The organism is uncultured Sulfitobacter sp. (assembly GCF_947499945.1).
Lineage (GTDB): Bacteria > Pseudomonadota > Alphaproteobacteria > Rhodobacterales > Rhodobacteraceae > Sulfitobacter.
In genome coordinates, this window is the sequence record NZ_CANMQD010000001.1 from 737,240 (window position 1) to 756,050 (window position 18,811).

The 18,811-nt window shown below is 55.8% G+C and carries 21 protein-coding genes; 11 read left to right on the top strand and 10 right to left on the bottom strand.

Annotated features, from left to right (window positions below):
* Positions 1-94 precede the first annotated feature (94 nt).
* The gene (trpA, locus tag Q0775_RS03460) at positions 95-886 is read left to right on the top strand and encodes a tryptophan synthase subunit alpha (protein ID WP_298857939.1); all 792 of its coding nucleotides are present in this window, start codon (positions 95-97) and stop codon (positions 884-886) included.
* Between the two features lie 237 nt (positions 887-1,123).
* Here the strand turns inward: trpA and Q0775_RS03465 are convergent, their stop codons facing one another.
* Positions 1,124-1,363, bottom strand: coding sequence for a hypothetical protein (locus Q0775_RS03465; RefSeq protein WP_298857940.1), 240 nt, complete (start codon positions 1,361-1,363; stop codon positions 1,124-1,126).
* Between the two features lie 347 nt (positions 1,364-1,710).
* On the opposite strand from Q0775_RS03465, the gene Q0775_RS03470 reads away from it, so the two are divergent.
* The 9 genes from Q0775_RS03470 to Q0775_RS03510 all read left to right on the top strand — a co-directional run bounded on the left by Q0775_RS03470 (position 1,711) and on the right by Q0775_RS03510 (position 8,936).
* A complete protein-coding gene (locus Q0775_RS03470) occupies positions 1,711-2,877 on the top strand; it encodes an alpha-hydroxy acid oxidase (protein ID WP_298857941.1) in 1,167 nt (388 codons plus the stop codon).
* The gene (locus Q0775_RS03475; protein WP_298857942.1) at positions 2,877-3,467 is read left to right on the top strand and encodes a hypothetical protein; all 591 of its coding nucleotides are present in this window, start codon (positions 2,877-2,879) and stop codon (positions 3,465-3,467) included. The genes Q0775_RS03470 and Q0775_RS03475 overlap by 1 nt, the downstream gene beginning before the upstream one ends.
* Before the next feature lie 197 nt (positions 3,468-3,664).
* Entirely contained in the window at positions 3,665-4,330 is a 666-nt protein-coding gene (locus Q0775_RS03480; protein ID WP_298857943.1) for a 50S ribosomal protein L25/general stress protein Ctc, read from the top strand.
* A gap of 105 nt (positions 4,331-4,435) precedes the next feature.
* Positions 4,436-4,924 (top strand): hypothetical protein, encoded by a 489-nt coding sequence (locus Q0775_RS03485; RefSeq protein WP_298857944.1) that lies wholly within the window; start codon positions 4,436-4,438, stop codon positions 4,922-4,924.
* A 66-nt stretch (positions 4,925-4,990) separates the two neighbouring features.
* The gene (pth, locus tag Q0775_RS03490; protein ID WP_298857945.1) at positions 4,991-5,683 is read left to right on the top strand and encodes an aminoacyl-tRNA hydrolase; all 693 of its coding nucleotides are present in this window, start codon (positions 4,991-4,993) and stop codon (positions 5,681-5,683) included.
* Positions 5,680-6,726, top strand: a complete 1,047-nt coding sequence (locus Q0775_RS03495) for a DUF2332 family protein (RefSeq protein ID WP_298857946.1) — start codon at positions 5,680-5,682, stop codon at positions 6,724-6,726. The genes pth and Q0775_RS03495 overlap by 4 nt, the downstream gene beginning before the upstream one ends.
* A gap of 79 nt (positions 6,727-6,805) precedes the next feature.
* Entirely contained in the window at positions 6,806-7,969 is a 1,164-nt protein-coding gene (locus Q0775_RS03500; RefSeq protein WP_298857947.1) for a serine hydrolase, read from the top strand.
* A gap of 11 nt (positions 7,970-7,980) precedes the next feature.
* A complete protein-coding gene (locus Q0775_RS03505; RefSeq protein ID WP_298857948.1) occupies positions 7,981-8,361 on the top strand; it encodes a DUF2237 domain-containing protein in 381 nt (126 codons plus the stop codon).
* Positions 8,358-8,936, top strand: coding sequence for a DUF4893 domain-containing protein (locus tag Q0775_RS03510; RefSeq protein WP_298857950.1), 579 nt, complete (start codon positions 8,358-8,360; stop codon positions 8,934-8,936). The genes Q0775_RS03505 and Q0775_RS03510 overlap by 4 nt, the downstream gene beginning before the upstream one ends.
* Positions 8,937-8,939: 3 nt before the next feature.
* Here Q0775_RS03510 and trpB read toward each other — a convergent pair whose 3' ends face one another.
* The 6 genes from trpB to rpsA all read right to left on the bottom strand — a co-directional run bounded on the left by trpB (position 8,940) and on the right by rpsA (position 13,813).
* Positions 8,940-10,172 carry a tryptophan synthase subunit beta gene (trpB, locus tag Q0775_RS03515; protein ID WP_298857951.1) on the bottom strand — a complete coding sequence of 411 codons (1,233 nt, stop codon included), beginning with the start codon at positions 10,170-10,172 and terminating at the stop codon, positions 8,940-8,942.
* A gap of 114 nt (positions 10,173-10,286) precedes the next feature.
* Complete coding sequence (locus tag Q0775_RS03520; RefSeq protein ID WP_298857952.1) at positions 10,287-10,544, bottom strand: N-(5'-phosphoribosyl)anthranilate isomerase; 258 nt, start codon at positions 10,542-10,544, stop codon at positions 10,287-10,289.
* A gap of 27 nt (positions 10,545-10,571) precedes the next feature.
* On the bottom strand, positions 10,572-11,219 hold the full coding sequence (locus Q0775_RS03525) for a phosphoribosylanthranilate isomerase (protein ID WP_298857953.1): 648 nt from the start codon (positions 11,217-11,219) through the stop codon (positions 10,572-10,574).
* Between the two features lie 6 nt (positions 11,220-11,225).
* Entirely contained in the window at positions 11,226-11,576 is a 351-nt protein-coding gene (locus tag Q0775_RS03530) for a LapA family protein (protein ID WP_298857954.1), read from the bottom strand.
* Entirely contained in the window at positions 11,576-11,860 is a 285-nt protein-coding gene (gene ihfB / locus Q0775_RS03535) for an integration host factor subunit beta (RefSeq protein WP_298857955.1), read from the bottom strand. The genes Q0775_RS03530 and ihfB overlap by 1 nt, the downstream gene beginning before the upstream one ends.
* 276 nt (positions 11,861-12,136) lie before the next feature.
* Entirely contained in the window at positions 12,137-13,813 is a 1,677-nt protein-coding gene (rpsA, locus tag Q0775_RS03540; RefSeq protein ID WP_298857956.1) for a 30S ribosomal protein S1, read from the bottom strand.
* Positions 13,814-14,185: 372 nt separating this feature from the next.
* Here rpsA and Q0775_RS03545 point away from each other — a divergent pair, with 372 nt between their 5' ends.
* The gene (locus tag Q0775_RS03545; protein ID WP_298857957.1) at positions 14,186-15,520 is read left to right on the top strand and encodes a hypothetical protein; all 1,335 of its coding nucleotides are present in this window, start codon (positions 14,186-14,188) and stop codon (positions 15,518-15,520) included.
* 177 nt (positions 15,521-15,697) lie between these two features.
* Here Q0775_RS03545 and Q0775_RS03550 read toward each other — a convergent pair whose 3' ends face one another.
* The 3 genes from Q0775_RS03550 to Q0775_RS03560 form a co-directional block, all read right to left on the bottom strand.
* A complete protein-coding gene (locus Q0775_RS03550) occupies positions 15,698-17,338 on the bottom strand; it encodes an ABC transporter substrate-binding protein (RefSeq protein ID WP_298857958.1) in 1,641 nt (546 codons plus the stop codon).
* A gap of 204 nt (positions 17,339-17,542) precedes the next feature.
* Positions 17,543-17,920 carry a rhodanese-like domain-containing protein gene (locus Q0775_RS03555; RefSeq protein ID WP_298857959.1) on the bottom strand — a complete coding sequence of 126 codons (378 nt, stop codon included), beginning with the start codon at positions 17,918-17,920 and terminating at the stop codon, positions 17,543-17,545.
* Between the two features lie 60 nt (positions 17,921-17,980).
* A complete protein-coding gene (locus tag Q0775_RS03560; protein WP_298859930.1) occupies positions 17,981-18,787 on the bottom strand; it encodes a glycosyl transferase in 807 nt (268 codons plus the stop codon).
* Between the last annotated feature and the right edge of the window lie 24 nt (positions 18,788-18,811).

Sequence of the window (18,811 nt, forward strand, 5' to 3'; positions counted from 1 at the left end):
GGGTCTGATGGTGCGCGCGCGGGTGCAGTCGTGGATTGATTTCCCCTGCGGAATTGGGCATTCCAAGCGTAACATTCATCTAAAAGGCCATCCCATGACCCGCATTGACGCCAAATTCGCCGACCTCAAAGCCAACGGTAAGAAGGCATTTGTATCTTATGTGATGGCGGGAGATCCTGATTTTGACCGCTCGCTGGAGATTGTGCGCGGGTTGCCAGCGGCGGGTGTGGATATCATCGAGTTGGGATTGCCGTTTACGGACCCGATGGCGGATGGGCCCACGATCCAGCTGGCGGGACAACGTGCGTTGGATGGCGGAATGACCCTGTTGCGCACGCTGGAGCTGGCCTCCGAATTCCGCAAGGGCGACGACACGACCCCGATTGTCCTGATGGGCTACTATAACCCGATCTATTCTATGGGCGTGGAGAAGTTCCTCAAAGCCGCGACTGCAGCGGGAATTGACGGGCTGATCGTGGTGGACCTGCCGCCAGAAGAAGATGTGGAGCTGTGCATTCCAGCACAAGAAGCAGGGATCAACTTTATCCGCCTAGCCACGCCAACTACCGATGATCATCGACTTGAGCGGGTGGCCCAAAATACCTCCGGCTTTGTCTACTATGTTTCGATCACGGGGATCACTGGTGCGGCCGAAGCAGACGCGGGTGATGTATCGCCTGCTGTTGCGCGTATCCGAGAGACGACTGGCCTGCCTGTTGTTGTGGGTTTCGGGGTGAACACGCCCGAGAAGTCAAAGGCGATTGCGCAAGTGGCGGATGGCGTGGTTGTAGGCTCCGCTATTGTGAGCCAGATCGCAGCGGGTAAAAGCGCGGATGAAGTGCTCGCCTTTGTGAAATCGCTGAGCGACGGGGCGCATTCAGCCTGATTTGCAAGATGATGCTAGACGTTGGGCAGAGATGCGGACGATCCTCTCTTTTGCTGACGCAGGTTTGTCAAACGTTGGCTGCACTGGTTTGACAAACCTGCGTCAGCAGATCGACAGGTCCCGCTCTGCGAGCTCCTCAGCCTTTGGCTAAAACCGCACCAATGTCTGGTTTGGCGAACCGTTCCACAAACGGTCGTTTTCGAGAGTGTTGTAATGGCCAAGGAACGCCTGACTAAATCAGACGTAGCTAGCGACATGTCCGACAAGATTCCCGTCGAGGGTATAACTTCGATCAGAAGCCCAACCCAGTTCGCCAAAAGCATTCCGGACCTGATCGCTGCTGATATGTTTGTCAGGCGATTTCTTGTTGCAAGTGACGATGATCACTTCTTGTCCATGCTTTGAATTCTTGGCAAGCCAGTTCCGAAGTTCCTGCTCTGATGATACTTTTACCCGCTTCAGTTTTGGTATGGTCATGGCATGCAATCCTATGAGGCTCACATTTGCTCATAGGACGAAGCGGCTATTGCCGCAAATCCGGCCAAGACTGTCCTTGTACACAATATGAACCATAGGCCATTCCAAAAACCCCGTTCAAAATCCAATTGGTTGTTGAAGGTTTGTGACTGTGCCCATGACTGCGGCTGTTCGTGCAAATCCAAGCATGTTGTGGGCGGGGCCCGATTTCCAGTTTTGTAAATCGCGCCGAGCCACAGTTAGTGACCAGCGCTGCCAAAGGCTTCTCGCATCCGCCCAAAATGGGCCGTTGATCTGCGCCTGCCAAATTGGTAAACAAACCTAACCAATCAGACTGGATTTCTCCCATGCCCGTGATCACCAACATCGACGACCTGAAACGCATCCACCGCCGCCGCGTGCCAAAAATGTTTTATGATTACGCCGAAAGCGGCAGTTGGACGGAGCAAACCTTCCGCGAGAACACGTCAGACTTTGACCAGATTCGCCTGCGCCAGCGTGTCGCCGTGGACATGTCGGGGCGCAGTACCGCCACCCAGATGATCGGACAGGACGTGTCGATGCCTGTGGCCCTCGCTCCTGTGGGCCTTACAGGTATGCAGCATGCCGACGGAGAGATTAAGGCGGCGCGTGCAGCGGAAGCCTTTGGTGTGCCTTTCACGCTGTCGACCATGTCCATCAACTCCATTGAGGATGTTGCAGGCGCCACGCAGAAACCGTTTTGGTTCCAGCTTTATACCATGCGCGACACGGATTACGTCAGCCGCTTGATTGAACGGGCGCGGGCCGCAAAATGCTCGGCACTTGTGATCACGCTTGACCTGCAAATTCTGGGTCAGCGGCATAAGGACATCAAAAATGGCCTGACTGCGCCGCCGAAATTGACCCCCTCGACGATTGCCAACCTCGCCACCAAATGGCGCTGGGGCATTGAGATGTTGCAGACTAAAAATCGCAGCTTTGGCAATATCGTGGGCCATGTCGAAAATATCTCGGACGCATCTAACCTGAGCGCGTGGACCGCCGAGCAGTTTGACCCCTCCCTAGACTGGGGAAAGATCGAGAAGATCAAGGAGCAATGGGGCGGCAAGGTGATCCTCAAGGGTATTCTTGATGCAGAAGACGCCAAGATGGCGCTGAAGGTCGGTGCAGACGCGATCATCGTGAGCAACCATGGCGGCCGCCAGCTGGACGGTGCATTGAGTTCCATTCGCGCCCTGCCCTCGATCCTCGATGCCGTTGGTGATCAGATCGAGGTCCACATGGACAGCGGTATCCGCTCCGGTCAGGACGTGCTCAAAGCGATTGCGATGGGGGCAAAAGGCACTTACATCGGGCGCGCGTTCATTTATGGCCTTGGTGCTATGGGTCAGGCAGGTGTGACGCGTGCGCTCGAAGTGATCCACAAAGAACTCGATACCACGATGGCACTATGCGGTGAGACAAAAGTAACTGATCTGGGCCGCCACAACCTGCTGGTGCCAAAGAATTTCGAGGGCGACTGGCAAGACTGATGCTGGTATTCTCCGAGCAGAACCTTGTGCTCTTTTCGACCCCCAAGACGGGATCGACAGCAATGGAAGTCGCGCTGAAACCTTGGGCGGATATTGCGTTTTACAAGCATCGCAAACATACGCCCGTGAACAGATACCAGCGCAAGATTGCGCCGTTTCTGCGAGAAGCCTATGACCTCACGCCCGAACCGATGGCCGTGATCCGCGCACCTTTGGAGCATTTGCGCAGCTGGTACCGCTACCGCGCTGCGACACTGGACGTGGATTTTGACGGCTTTCTCGACGCGGTCATGTTGGACAGCCCCCCGACATGGGCACGGGTCGGTACCCAGCTGAACTTCCTGACCGACAAGCAGGGGCGCTTGGGCATCACGCATCTGTTTGCCTACGAGGCACAGCCCGTTCTGCGTGACTGGCTTAGCGCACGGATGGAACGCGAGATCGTATTCAAACCGCAAAATGTCTCGCCAAATGCGCCCACCTCGATCAGGTCAGAGACGTTGGCGGCATTTAACGCCCACTATGCCAAGGAGATCGCATTGCACGCCCACGTCACTGGCGCTGGAGGGCATCTGATCACGCAACTTTAATAGCAGCATTTCTTCATTTTGGCTTCAAACTGTGGGAAAGCTTTGCCCTTGGCAAAGGCTGGGCGGAGCCCCTTAACGATCCTGCCCCCAAAACTCGCATTTAATGCTTCCCAAATCCCTGATTCCCGTGTATCTGCGCGACTTCACGCAAAGCGACAGCCTTGGAGGCGCTTTGCCCTAATTTATGGAGAATTATTATGGCCGGAGAGATCCCAGATCTTGAAGTTCAAGCACGTACGGGGACAGGCAAGGGCGCCGCTCGTCAGGCACGCCGCGATGGCATGGTTCCTGGAATTGTTTTTGGTGGCGACGTTGAACCGCTGCCGATCCAGATGAATTTCAACAAATTGCTGACCATGCTGCGCAAAGGCCGCTTTAAAGCGACTTTGTTCAACTTGAAAGTCGAAGGCCATGATGACGTTCGTGTTATCTGCCGCGATGTTCAGCGCCATGTTGTAAAAGACCTGCCAACGCACGTCGATTTCATGCGCCTGAAGCGTACCACAAAGATCAACCTATTCATCAACGTCGAGATCGCTGGCGAAGAAGAATGTCCGGGTCTGAAGAAGGGTGGCACGCTCAACGTACTGCGCCCTGAAATCGAACTGGTTGTGACCGCTGCTGACATTCCTGAAAGCATCGTTGTGGACATCACTGATTTGGAAGTTGGCGACAACATCACCATCTCCAGCGTTAAGCTGCCAGAAGGTTCCAAGCCTGTTATCGACCGTGACTTTGTGATTGCACAAGTCTCCGCACCATCCGCCCTCACCTCAGCTGGTGACGACGAAGATGATGTTGATGCAGACGAAGTACCAACAACAGAGATGAACCCGCCAAATGGTGAAAAATCCGGCGATTGATCTCATAGTTTGATCGATACGTTTTACGGGGCTGCCTTATGGGTGGCCCCGTTTTTCTTGGATATTCCCAATGCACCTGATCGACTTAAGACAGTACCTTAAAGCATGAAAACAAATCGACCCTCTGGTTCGAATATCGCGAAAAGCCTTCGGCGGGTAACGGAACTGAGCCTGATTTGGTACGCAATGTTTGTCCCGGCCACTATGCTGTATCTGGCGCAGCTAGCCTCTTTTGTCAGTGAGACAAAAGGCGCTTCATCCCTGCTGGGCCTCAACCCAACCAGCGCCGAAGCGGTCCTTTTGGATTTACTGACCGCCTCACTGCCAATGATCACAGCATTTGCGATATATCTGCGCGTTCTTGCACAGCGTAGGAAAAAGCTACGGATTTCTTTTGTTGCGCAGCACATGGAAGACGATCTGGTGTACCTGCCGACCTATCCTGCGCTAATTTATAGACGTAGCGGTGCGCAGATACAGGTACTCTGGAACGCAGACGGATTTGTCGCGGGCGGGCCGATCTACCCCGTTCCGAGCGACATTACGCTAAGGGCGTTTGATCCTGACCATTTCATCGCTGATGGCACGCCCTGAGCGACGCTGCCGCTGGACGCTGCCCTGCCCGCTCCATATGATGCGGGACAAGCAGTGGAGCAGCACATGAAACTCATCGTCGGCCTTGGCAATCCGGGTGCCAAATACGCGCGCAACCGTCACAACATCGGATTTATGGCGGTTGAGCAGATCGCGGCAAATCATGATTTTGGGCCGTGGAAATCCAAGTTTCAGGGCAGCCTGAGCGAGGGGCGCTTTGGCAGCACCCGCGCGGTCCTACTGCGCCCCGAGACATTTATGAACAAATCCGGCGATAGCGTCGCGGCGGCTATGCGATTTTACAAGCTGGAGCCAGAGGATGTGATTGTGCTGCACGACGAGTTGGACCTCGCGCCCGGCAAAGTGAAGTTCAAGATGGGGGGCGGACATGCAGGGCATAACGGATTACGCTCAATCCACAGCCATCTGGGGCCGGACTATGGTCGCGTGCGCCTCGGCATTGGGCATCCCGGACATAAGGATCGCGTCGCGGGATATGTTCTGAGCGATTTCGCCAAGGCAGAGGCAGACTGGCTGGATGATGTGATGCGCGGGATAAGTGACGGGGCACCCTATCTGGCCGAGGGCGACAATGCGAAGTTCATGAATGCGGTGAGCCTGCGCACGGCCCCTGCGCGCCCCTCAACGGGGACCAAAGGACCTGCAAAGCCCGCCGTTGCGAAAGTGGCCCAAGAAGTGCCGCCCAAAGAGACTGAACCGCAAAGTCCACTGCAAAAGCTGCTGGGGCGTTTCAAATGATCCTCAAAGACGCGTTTCGCCATCAGGCAAAATCCTGCGCTGCGTTGGGCAGTCCTTTTATGGAGCGCTTGCTGACACTTTTAGCCGATCACTGGCCTATAGAAACTGCTATTGCCCGCAAGTTTGCAAGTTTCGGGGGCGATATTGGTCCTGCGGGTCATTCGCTGCCGTTGCGCATCGCAGGCGGGCTTCATGCGCTGGTCCTGACCCAGCGCGATGCAGCTCTGATGGCGGTTTATCCGCCGCATACTCCTGATGATGACGCAATGCGCGATGCTGTGCTGGCCGCCCTTGTGACGCATAGCGATTTTCTGCTGGACTGGGTGGAAAGCCCGCCGCAAACCAATGAGGTGCGCCGTTCTGCCGCACTGATCGCAGGCGCGCGGGTTGCTGTGGCACAGTTTCCCCTGCCCCTCTATTTGAGTGAGTTGGGGGCAAGTGGTGGGCTGAACCTCATGTGGGATCACTATGCGCTGGATGTGGGTGGCAAACGCTATGGCCCTGATATGCCTGTCCTGTCGCTCAGCCCTGAATGGCGCGGTCCTGCCCCGTTGAAGTCCGAGCCGCGCATTGCGTCGCGCAAGGGCGTGGACCTGAACCCGCTTGATCCACAACGCAGGGACCACCTGCTGCGCCTCACGGCATATCTGTGGCCGGACCAGCCTCAGCGGCTGTCGCTGACCCGCGCAGCCGCCTCTGTCATGACGGCGCCGATTGACCGCGGGGACGCCATTGAGTGGCTTGGAACGCGCCTGTCTGCTGCGCCGCAAAAGCACCTGCACCTGATCCAGCATTCTGTAGCATGGCAGTATTTCCCGCGTGATGTGCAGGCCCGTGGAACAGCCATGATCGAAGCCGCAGGCAAGCGTGCAACGCTTGAGCGCCCCTTGGCGTGGCTTGCGATGGAAAGTGACGGCGATACAACCGGCGGCATAGGCGCGGCTGTAACCTTGCGACTTTGGCCCGGCGATATCACTTTAATGCTGGGGCGTGCAGATTTTCACGGGCGCTGGATCGAATGGCAACATGACGCCACGGCGTGAGCGTGCGGCAGGCTTGTGCTGTACCTGCCTTTGCGCCCATGTTGGGATAAGTGACCTCTTAACCTAGGATACCCCCACCATGCGCACCTTCGGAAAATGGCTCCTCCGCATTATTGTGATTCTGGTGCTCGCGGCAGTTGTCGTAGGCATTTGGCAGCGCGAACAGATAACGCGCCTGCTCGCGGTCAACTCGCTCTTTTCCAAAGAGAAGATCGTGAATAACTTCTCTCATATGGATACTGCGTTTCTTACGACGCCTGTATCGCGGGGCAACGGTCCCACGGCAGAGTTGCTCTATGGGGCGGATGCGGAAATTCCCGCAAAGGTTGCAGACTGGATCACCGCACGGGATGTGACAGCGCTTGTTGTGCTAAAGGACGGCGAGATCGTGCACGAGAGCTATTACAAGGGGACAGCACCAGAAGATCTGCGCATCTCGTGGTCGGTGGCCAAAAGTTATCTCTCGGCACTGGTGGGAGTGTTGCTGGAGAACGGTACCATCTCTTCAATCGACGATCCCGTGACGGATTATGCCCCTGCCCTCACAGGTGGTGCGTATGACGGGGCCACTATCCGCAATGTGCTTAACATGGCGAGCGGTGTGACCTTTGATGAAGATTATCTCGACCAGTCTTCAGATATCAACCGCATGGGCCGTGTCCTGGCCCTTGGCGGTAGTATGGACAACTTTGCCAGCGGCCTGATGGAGACCTTCGCTGACGTCGGCATAGAATGGAAATATGTCTCGATTGATACGCATATCCTGTCGATGGTGGTCCGCGGGGCGACGGACCGGCCAATTGCGGAACTGCTGAGCGAGAAGATTATTGCCCCCATGGGGCTGGAGCGGGAGCCCTATTACCTCACAGACGGGTTTGGCACTTCTTTTGTGCTGGGCGGGTTAAACCTGACCACGCGCGACTATGCGCGGATGGGACAGATGTTCTTGCAAAACGGGGAATATAACGGGCGCCAGATTGTACCTGTTGACTGGGTCGCCGCCTCTACCACAGCCTCCGCGCCAACGGCCGAGGGCGAGATTGGATATGGCTACCAGTGGTGGATTCCCAAAAAGGCAATAGAGGGTGAATTCATGGCGCGGGGCATCTATGGGCAGTATGTCTATGTGAATCGTGCGCGTGGTATCGTAATTGCGACCAATGCGGCAGATCGCAAGTTTCGCGATGACGGCGTGGCAGATGAGAACGTGGCGATTTTCCGTGCGATTGCGGATGGTATTTGAGGAGAGAGTGCATGGAACCTGACGAGAGTATCAACGTAGTTGGCGGTGAATTAGCTCTGTGTGGAACCGATCCTGTGACGGGTTTTTTCCGCGACGGGCATTGCAACACCTGTGCGGCAGATCAGGGCAGCCATACGGTTTGTGCAATCATGACAGCAGAGTTTCTGGCGTTTTCGAAATATGTCGGTAACGATCTGTCCACGCCGCAACCTGCCTTCGGGTTTGCGGGGCTGAAACCCGGTGATCCGTGGTGCCTGTGTGCGGGACGGTTCATGCAAGCGGCCGAGGAAGGCTGCGGGCCAAAGGTGCATCTGGCGGCAACGCATATACGGGCGCTGGATGTGGTTCCATTGGACGTTTTGCGCAAACATGCCTTGGAGAGTGAGGGATGAAAGCTGCGTTTATCGCGGGTTTGGGCCTGCTGATTGCTGGCGGGGCTGTGGCCCAGGAGATCAGGCCACAGGAGCAGGCGCGTCTGGACCGTTTCGAGCGGTTGGCGGGGACAGCACTGCTGGAAGCTATGGCGCAGGGTGAGGCAAGTGATGTGGCTGCGTTGAGTGGTGCGTTGGCTGGCGTGCCGCAGGTTGCGTTTGATCCGTCGCTCAATGGTGAGTGGAAGTGCCGTACAATGAAGTTGGGGGGCGCGCCGCGGCTGGTCGTCTATAGCAATTTCAAATGCCGCATGCGTTTGGACAATACTGGCGTGATTTTCGAAAAGCTGTCTGGCTCGCAGCGCACCACGGGGCGGATCGAGATGCGCGAGGGGCGCGCGGTCTATCTGGGGGTGGGCTATGTCTCATCCGAAGAACCGCAGAATTATGCAGATCTCGACCCCGCATTCGAGGGCAATGGGACGATCACACCGGATGTAGCAGTGTTCGAGCGTATCTCGGATAAACGGGCACGGCTGATGTTTCCCGCGCCCGTCAATGAGAGTGATTTTGATATTCTGGAGCTAACCCGCTAGGCCCTAGGCGAATTCACCCATTTCAAAACCGAGGGCGCGGGCAACAGTGAAAATATCCTTGTCGCCACGGCCGCACATGTTCATCACCAACAGGTGATCCTTTGGCAGCGTTGGTGCGATCTTAATCACATGGGCCAGCGCGTGGGACGGCTCAAGGGCGGGGATGATTCCCTCCAACTCACAGCATTTCTGGAACGCGGCCAATGCTTCGACATCGGTGATCGAGACATATTTTGCGCGGCCAATGTCGTGCAGCCATGCGTGTTCTGGCCCGATGCCAGGGTAGTCGAGGCCTGCGGAGATGGAGAACCCTTCGAGGATTTGTCCATCGTCGTCTTGCAGAAGATACGTACGGTTACCGTGCAGCACGCCGGGTCGGCCACCTGTGAGGGATGCACAATGCTCCATTTTGGCGTTCACGCCTTTGCCGCCAGCTTCAACGCCGATGATGTTTACCTCTTTGTCGTCGAGGAAGGGGTAAAAGAGGCCCATCGCGTTGGACCCGCCACCGATGGCGGCGATCAGCGTGTCGGGCAGACGGCCTTCCGCCTTCTCCATCTGGGTGCGGACTTCCTTGCCGATGATGCTTTGGAAATCCCGGACCATGGCGGGGTACGGGTGCGGACCTGCAACCGTACCGATGCAATAGAAGGTATCGCGCACGTTTGTGACCCAGTCGCGCAACGCATCGTTCATCGCGTCTTTGAGTGTGCCACGACCTGAAGTAACGGGAATGATCTCGGCGCCCAACAGGCGCATGCGGAAGACGTTGGGGGCCTGACGCTCAACATCGTGGGCGCCCATGTAGACGACGCATTTGAGGCCGAATTTGGCACAAACGGTGGCCGTGGCCACGCCGTGTTGCCCCGCGCCTGTCTCCGCAATGATGCGTTTTTTGCCCATGCGGCGGGCGAGAATGATCTGACCTAACACGTTATTAATTTTATGGGCGCCTGTGTGGTTCAGTTCGTCACGCTTCATATAAATTTTGGCACCACCGAGTTCTTCGGTCAGGCGCGAGGCGTGATACAATGGGCTGGGACGGCCAACGTAATGCTCCCATAGGTCATTCATCTCGGCCCAGAAGGTCTCGTCAGTTTTGGCTTTGTCATATTCGGCCTGAAGTTCGAGAATCAGCGGCATCAGGGTTTCGGAGACAAAGCGCCCGCCGAACTTACCAAAGCGGCCATTCTCGTCAGGGCCATTCATGAAGCTGTTGAAAAGATCGTCTGCCATTGTGCATCTGCCTCTCGTGTATCTGTTGCGCACAGCAGTACCGCCCACGCGCCAAATGGTAAAGAAGCCAAAGTATCGCGGCGGGGGTGCAAGCTTTCGGGTGAGAGTTTGTGTTCAAATCCCCAGCGAGGATTTGGCGGGGGCGACGGTCATGTGTACGGGATCAGAGTTGCAGAAGATGATGACTTGGCCAGCGTTTTCCACTACCAAAAAGCAGCGGCGATGCAGTTCAATATAGAAGCGCTCACGACCTACCATCCGCTCCATATCGCGGACCTTGCGGCGCACCACGCCGCCGTCCAGCGCGGATTTGGCGCGAAACAGGTGGCGGAACCATTGCTCGGGCGAATGGTAGAGCGAGACGTCTGACATAGTCGCAGAGTGCCCAAGGATGGTTAATCAGGCGTTAAGTGCTGCGTCGACAAGGGCGTGGATCAGGGCGGCATCTTTGACGCCTGCGCTGCTCTCTACACCAGAGGAGACGTCTACCTGCCGTGCGCCTGTGCGTTTAATCGCCTCGGCCACGTTGAGCGGCGTCAGCCCCCCTGCCAGCATCCAAGGCGCGCGCCAGACGCGATTTTGCAAAAGCGTCCAGTCAAAGGCCAGACCGTTGCCACCGGGCAGATCAGCCCCTTTCGGCGGCTTTGCATCAACGAGTATTTGGTCAGCGACGCCGCTGTAGGTGTCAAGCTGGACCAGATCAGCGCGTTCGCCTACGCCGATCGCTTTCATTACAGGCAACCCATAACGCGCTTTGACTTCTGCCACCCGCTCAACACTCTCGGAGCCATGGAGTTGAAGCATATCAAGAGGAACAGCGGCGGTGAGGGCGTCGAGCATGGCGTTGTCGGCGTTGACGGTTAGGGCCACTTTGCAGATGCCCATAGGGACATGCCCTGCGAGGGTAGCGGCATCGGCAATATCCAAATGGCGCGGTGATTTGGGGAAGAAAACGAACCCAACGTAGCGCGCACCCGCTTGGGCAGCGGCATCGACGCCTGCAGGGTCCCGCAGGCCGCAGATTTTCACCGAAATATCATTGTGCATGGTCGCTTAACTGGCTTTGTCGAGCAGAGCCAGAACTTCGTCTTTGCCTTCGTGCTTTTCCGCCTTGAGCTTGTCCAATTCACGCTGGAGGCGGCGCATTTCGCGGGCTTGCTTGGCGGCTTCCGCACGCTCACCGTATTCGCGGATCCATTCCCAAACGAACCCCACCAGCAGACCTGCAAGGATGCTGCCGAGGATCACGATGAAGAGGGGCATCTCGATCGAAGGGTTCACGGCAAAGAGGCCGGACACTTCAGTCGGCAAGACCTGAAGGGACACAATCCCGCGGTTTGCCAAAGCAACAGAGACAAGGGCCACCGCAAAGGTGGCAATGCAGAGATAGCGTACGTAGCGCATTAGGATTTCCCGTTTAACCGATCACGGAGCAGTTTGCCCGTTTTAAAAAACGGTACATGTTTCTCTTCGACATGAACAGTCTCACCTGTCCGTGGATTGCGACCAACCCGCGCGTCTCGCTTCTTAACCGAGAAGGCACCGAAGCCGCGCAACTCAACGCGGTCCCCTTTGGACATGGCTGTCGTTATCTCGTCAAATATGGTGTTCACGATCCGCTCGACATCCCGCTGGTACAAATGTGGATTGTCGTCTGCGATCTTCTGGATCAATTCTGACCGGATCATCTAAGTCTCCCCCCGCAATTATTTGCGTCATTATGCCGCCACTATAGGAAAATTCCCCGCCTGCGAAAAGTGACTGAAACGACCAATTAGAGCATTTTACTGCATCAATCAGGCGAATCACCGGGAATCAGCGCAACCCTGAGGAGACTAAAACGAATTTTTGAATGTTTAGCCAGATTAGTAATAATCTAGGCAAATCCCGATTCGCATGAAAAAGGCCCCGCGCAGACTTGCACGGGGCCAATTCTAACAAAGGGGCAAGTGCCCTTTTGGGGTTTAGTCGTCGGAAGGCTTGAGTGCCGCGCCGAGGATGTCGCCCAAGGATGCACCGGAGTCCGAAGAGCCATACTGTTCGACGGCCTCTTTCTCTTCTGCAATCTCACGCGCCTTGATGGAGACGCCCAGACGGTGTGCTTTTGCATCGACGTTGGTGATGCGCACATCAACCTTGTCGCCAACCGAGAAGCGCTCTGGGCGCTGCTCTGCACGATCACGGGACAGATCGGAGCGGCGGATGAAGGCTTTCATGCCCTCGTATTCCACTTCGATGCCGCCATCTTCGATTGAAGTCACAGCCACAGTCACAACGGAGCCGCGCTTCACGCCGCCCACTGCTTCTGCAAACTTGTCGCCACCGATACCTTTGATGGAGAGCGAAATACGCTCCTTCTCGACGTCGACTTCGGAGACAACGGCCTGAACCATATCGCCTTTGCGGTAGTCCTGAATGGCCTCTTCGCCGCGCTGGTCCCATGAGAGATCAGAGAGGTGAACCATGCCGTCGATGTCGCCGGGAAGACCAACAAACAAACCGAATTCGGTGATGTTTTTGACTTCGCCTTCAACTTCGGTTCCTTCAGGGTGCGTTTCTGCAAACACTTCCCACGGGTTGCGCATGGTCTGCTTGAGACCAAGGGAAACGCGACGCTTGGCGCCATCGATTTCCAGAACCATGACTTCGACTTCTTGCGAAGTGGACACGATCTTACCGGGGTGTACGTTCTTTTTGGTCCAAGACATCTCGGACACGTGCACGAGACCTTCAACACCGGGCTCCAGCTCAACAAAGGCGCCATAGTCCGTGATGTTGGTCACGCGGCCCGTGTGTGAGGATTCCAGCGGGTATTTCGCAGCAACCAGATCCCATGGATCTTCTTGCAACTGCTTCATACCGAGAGAGATGCGGTGTGTCTCTTTGTTGATCTTGATCACCTGCACCTTGATCGTTTCGCCGATGGCGAGGATCTCGGATGGGTGATTCACACGGCGCCATGCCATGTCTGTGACGTGCAACAAGCCGTCTACGCCGCCAAGGTCCACAAACGCACCATATTCGGTGATGTTCTTGACCACGCCGTCGACTTCTTGGCCCTCGGTGAGGTTACCAATGACTTCGGCACGCTGTTCGGCACGTGATTCCTCGAGGATCGCACGACGCGATACAACGATGTTACCACGACGACGGTCCATTTTCAGAACCTGGAATGGCTGCTTGAGACCCATCAATGGGCCAGCATCGCGCACGGGGCGCACATCAACCTGAGAGCCGGGCAAGAACGCAACAGCGCCGCCGAGATCCACAGTAAAGCCACCTTTGACACGGCCAAAGATTGCGCCTTCGACGCGCTCTTCTGCTGCGTAGGCTTTTTCCAAACGGTCCCATGCTTCCTCACGGCGCGCCATCTCACGGGAGATAACTGCTTCGCCACGGGAGTTTTCGACTTGGCGAAGGAACACTTCGACTTCGTCGCCAACTTCAACTTTGGGAGCTTCGCCTGGTTCGGCAAATTCTTTAAGCTCGACGCGGCCTTCCATCTTATAGCCTACGTCGATAATGGCTTGGCCCGCTTCGATTGCGATAACCTTACCTTTGACAACAGAACCCTCTTCGGGCGTGTCCATTTCGAAGCTTTCGTTCAAGAGTGCTTCAAACTCGTCCATCATATTCGCCATGTAGCGTATAGTATCCTTTGGTTTTTGTGTCTGGCCGTGCGGTTGTCTCCGCCGGTCTTTCGGTGAAAATTGGACTTCGGGGTGGGCCACGATCCGAGATAAAGAAAGAGGGCCGGAAAAACCCGACCCTGCATGAGATACCTCGTCCGGTGCGTGTATCCGCCCCTTAGACAATCGCGCGTATAGGCCAATGTACTACCTGTTGCAAGTGGCTTGCATCGCGGCTCTGGCTCGCATTTAGCGAAACAATTGCCCTTACCTTTTCCCATTGTTGCCATGTTCAGCCTCAATCACGCCCTAAACCGCAGGTAGAACGATGGTTAACGGCGGCGGCACGATCGTCAGGAACACTTTATTTTGAGGATAAATCGAATGTTGGCAATTGGAATTTTGGCAATTTTATCTGTAGGCCTTGCAGGGATGATGTCCTCAGGCGACAGCCCCGAAATCGATGATCAGGACACGCCACAAGAAATCCCTGAAACTGAACCTGAAATTGACCTGATCGAGGCTTCGGCCCCAGACCTCGGCGATGGGATTGTTCCCGCAGATAGCAGCGATTCTGTGACGCCCGATGCCGACGCTCCTGACCAGCCCGAGGACAGCACTTTGGATACGGAAAGCGTGTATCAGGCACCACCAAGTGATCCGATGCCTGCCCCGCGTATCACTGACCCTGTGACTGTCTTTATGGCGGATGGCAGCGAGGTACCCGATGAAACGGTGCTGAGCGAGGGTCCATCATCTGGTGAAAACTCAGATCGCAACTTTATCGTGACTGCTCCCGAAGGCGAAAACCTGATCGCCGTCGAATACGAACAGGACACGACCTATGCTATCACATACAACGAAGACACCACACGGGTCGCCGCAGCGCTGAACAGCAACATCAGCGGCCCTGAAGGCATTGAAACGCGCGAGGTCATTGAGAAGGTCGACGCCGCAGGTACCCCCTTTACGGAGACGCTGATCACCCGCGAATTCGAGAGTGCACCGAGCATAGTTTTGCACATTGACCAGTCGTATGTCGGCGAGCACGTCGCCGAGATTGACTTGACCAACCCCAATGCCACCCTCGATTTCTACTTTACGCGCATGGAGAGCGGCGTGCATCTGGTCTATGATGAAGTGGACACGTCCGAAGGCGATAGCTTCATCACTACCCGTACGCTCTACATCATAGAGACACCCCTCGGGATGCAGGAGGTATCCGAGGATGCACAAGCGAATATCATTGCAAACGGCTTTGATCCGGAGAATGAGGCCCGTCTGATTGCAGAAGTCGATTTGGGGTATTCCGAACTGACGTCGCAAAGTAACAACAGCTACTCTGGCCCATTTCTCCAGTCGATCAGCAACTTCATCAATGAAGAGCCCAATATCTCAACCAATTTTTTCTGGATGACCAACAATGCGGTAGAAGAGCTTGAAGAAGATGAGACAGGTCCGAATGTTTGGCTCGGCGTGCCGGACGATCAAGTTGGAACCGCACCCAATACCGGACTGGTTCTCGAACCGGGTGTTACGTTTGTTCCGGCAACAGGCGGTGGCGATACGCCAGATACCAGCCAGCCTGATAATACCGCCACTCCAGACCCACAACCTACTGACGGCATGACCCCCGCAGAGCGCGCTCAGTTTGAGCTGGATCGTGCGAATGCGCTGCTGGATCTGGCAAACGCCAATCTCTCGGGCTTGGGCGTCTGAGCATAGATCTGCACATCTGAGTGTGCGGCGGAGTATAACCCGTCGCACACTTTTTTTTTGCGCGGGCTACGGTCTTGACCGATAAATACAAAGGTGTTGGCAGTCGCTCGCGGTTAACACCTTCAAACCTGAAAAGGTCCGGCTGCTTTTTCAAGCGACCGGACCTTCGTTTTTAACCTAGGCTGTGAAACCAAGCTTGGCCACGTGGATCTCGAACATGGGGTGCATCTGGGCGCCCACGACCGTGTCCTTGTGATGGCGATAGATCGAGCGCCAGTAGGGTTGGATAATCACGCCTTCGTCCTGCATAATCTTTTGCAACTTCGCCATGACCTCGCGGCGCTGGTCGGCATCAGCAATGGCCAACGCTTCGCCCAGTAGTGCGTCAAATTCTTCATTTGCAAAAGCACTCTCGTTCCAAGGCTCGCCAGAACGGTATGCGAGTGCCAGCACCTGAACGCCCAAAGGCCGCTGCGCCCAATCTGTGGTAGAAAATGGATATTTCACCCAATCGTTCCAGAAGGTCGAGCCGGGCAAGACAGTGCGCTTTGCCTTTATCCCAGCGTCGCGCAGCATTGCGGCTGCCGCGTCCGAGGTGTCTTTGCGCCATGTGTCGTCGATGGAGATCAACTCATGCTCGAAATCGGCCATGCCAGCCTCTTCCATGAGGGCTTTGGCGCCTGCGGGATCAAAGGTCGGCGCGGGAATTTCAGCGTATTCGGGATGGATCGGTGAGACATGGTGGTTCTCGCCAAGCGTGCCATTGCTGGAAAACCCAAGCTCAAGCAGAACGTTGTTGTCGATGGCCATGGCCAAAGCGCGGCGCACGCGAACATCGGCATAGGGTTTTTTGCCGTCCACTTCCGCCTCTTGGTTCGGGCGCAGCACCACCGTATTGGCTGTGATCGCCTCGGATTTGGCCAAGCCCATATCGTCGAGCAGCAAGATAAACTCGCCAATTGATTCGTACACCATGTCCACTTCGTCGGAATCAACGCCAGCGACGATGGAGGCCTGATCCGTGCCGTAGTCGATGTATTCAATCCGGTCGAGATACGCACCCTCACCCCACCATGTGTGGTCCGTGTTCTTAACCAGGACAGCCTTTACGCCCACTTCGAATTCGGCAGGCATGTAAGGGCCAGTGCCGATCGGATTGTCGAGTGGATCACCGTTAAAGCTTTGATGCACAATGCTTGCCGGATAGTCAGAAAAACCCGCGATGAGCGTGATATCAGGCGCACCGAGCATGAGCTTGACCGTAGAGGCATCAACTACTGTGATCGCCCCTTCGCGTGCTTTGCCCGTGTCCGCATCAACCAAAGACTGCATCCGCGAGGCCATGGAATTGCCCTCAACGTCCTTCTCACACCAGCGTGCGATGTTGAACGCCACATCTTCTGCGGTGAAGGGATCGCCGTTGTTCCACGTTACGCCAGGGCGGACTTTGAGCGTGTATTCAGTGGCGTCCACATTCACGTCCCAGCCCTCAAGCAGCATGGGTGTGATCGTGCCGTCCACCTGATACTCCGCCAAGTATTCAAAGTAGCCGCGGGTAAAATTCGACATTTGCGGCCAGTCGAACGTACGCGGATCTTTCATTCCCTTAACAATGGATTCAATCCGCATTGTACCGCCCGGTGCGATATGTGCCGCCGCCTTTGCGGGTTGGGACAAACCCAACAATCCGTAGGCGGCTGTGGTTGTCACGCCCAACGCAGTGGCGCGGGTCAAAAACTCGCGGCGCGACAGGGTGCCTGCGATAACTTCCTCGGCGTAAGAACGGGCAGCGGAATGGATATTTTTTGTTTGGGTCATGGACATCTCATCAGTTTCATCAAGGAAATTTAGGAGTGGTCCACATCATCCGAACAGGCCGAGACCACTCAGAGTACGCTCATCGCACCCAGTAATTGTATTGAACAAACTAGTTCGAACTTGCGAAATTCAAGGCCGCAGCTGCGCAGAGATCCTGCGTCGGGTTTTGCACCCCGCCAAGGCATTTTGGCAGGGTGCTAGCACTCACGCCTCGGTGGGGCCGCCTGCGTCTTTCCATGCGGTGAAACCGCCGATATTCGTGACGTTGGAATAGCCCATTTCTTTGAGCGTTTTACCCGCCAGTGCAGCCTGCCCACCTGCCCCGCAGATTAAATAGATTTCGGCATCTTTCTGGAAAACGGGATCGTGCATCGCTTCTACAGCAGGGTCAGCACGGAATTCGATAAGACCTCGTGGAATGCGGTGCGCACCCTTGATGGTGCCGCTCTCGGCAATTCCGGCGCTGTCACGCACATCGATAAATACACCATTGCCAGCGTCATGTTTGGCAACGGCATCTTTGGCGTCCATTTTAGGTACATCAGCATTTGCCGCATCGAGGTAGTTTTGTGCAGTTTTCAAGTTCATTCTCCATTTGATTGTTGTTCAGACAGATGGCCTGCAAAAGGAGCAATTCAAGAGTTACTCGCGCCAGTGGTCCGCGATCCACGGGGTGGGCAGCATAAACCGACGCAAATGGCGGAACCGTTTTTTGAAGTGGCGCGGCCCACGGATAGCACGCATCAGATGCTCGCCGCGCGTGCGGTTCCCTTCCTCTGGCACCCACCGCCCCAACAGCGCGTCAGGCGGATTGGGCGTGGCCGGAAAAATCACGACCCGCGCATCCTTGGGCAGGCGCGGTGCGATAAAGTAGTTCATCGGAAAGAGCGGCACACATTGCGTTCGGAAATGGCGCACCCAAGGCTTGGGCCAGAATTTCACACCGCCGGGGGCATTGCGCGTCACAAAGCGCTGCTCGAATGTATATTGGTCTGCAATTCCTTGTGGATCCGCCCGAAATATTTCCAGCAACGGAGCCAGCTTGCCGACTGGAAATCGGAAGAGCGAAGTCTGGCCCAACTTTTCAAACGGGGTGGTGGGATTGCGTGCAAGAATCACGTCCTCTGGATCGCCGTACTCAAAAAACCCGTCCATATTGCCTGTGATCACCAGATCAAGGTCGAGAAACAACACAGGTCCCTCAACACCCTCAAGCGTTTCGTTCCAGAGCCGAGACTTGGGCCAGATGCCTTTTGACTTTGGCATGACGATATCGCTGGGCGGCAAATCACGGCAGATTACTTCTGCACGCACGCCCTCATTGCTGTCGGTAAAACAAGTCATGGTAAAGGGACCTGTGATGTTGCGTGCGCACATCGCGTAGAGCCGATTGATATAGGGTGCGCCGTACTTTGTACCCCAATTGATACAAATGATCTGCTTTTTGATGTCACCCATGTACGGCACCGCCTC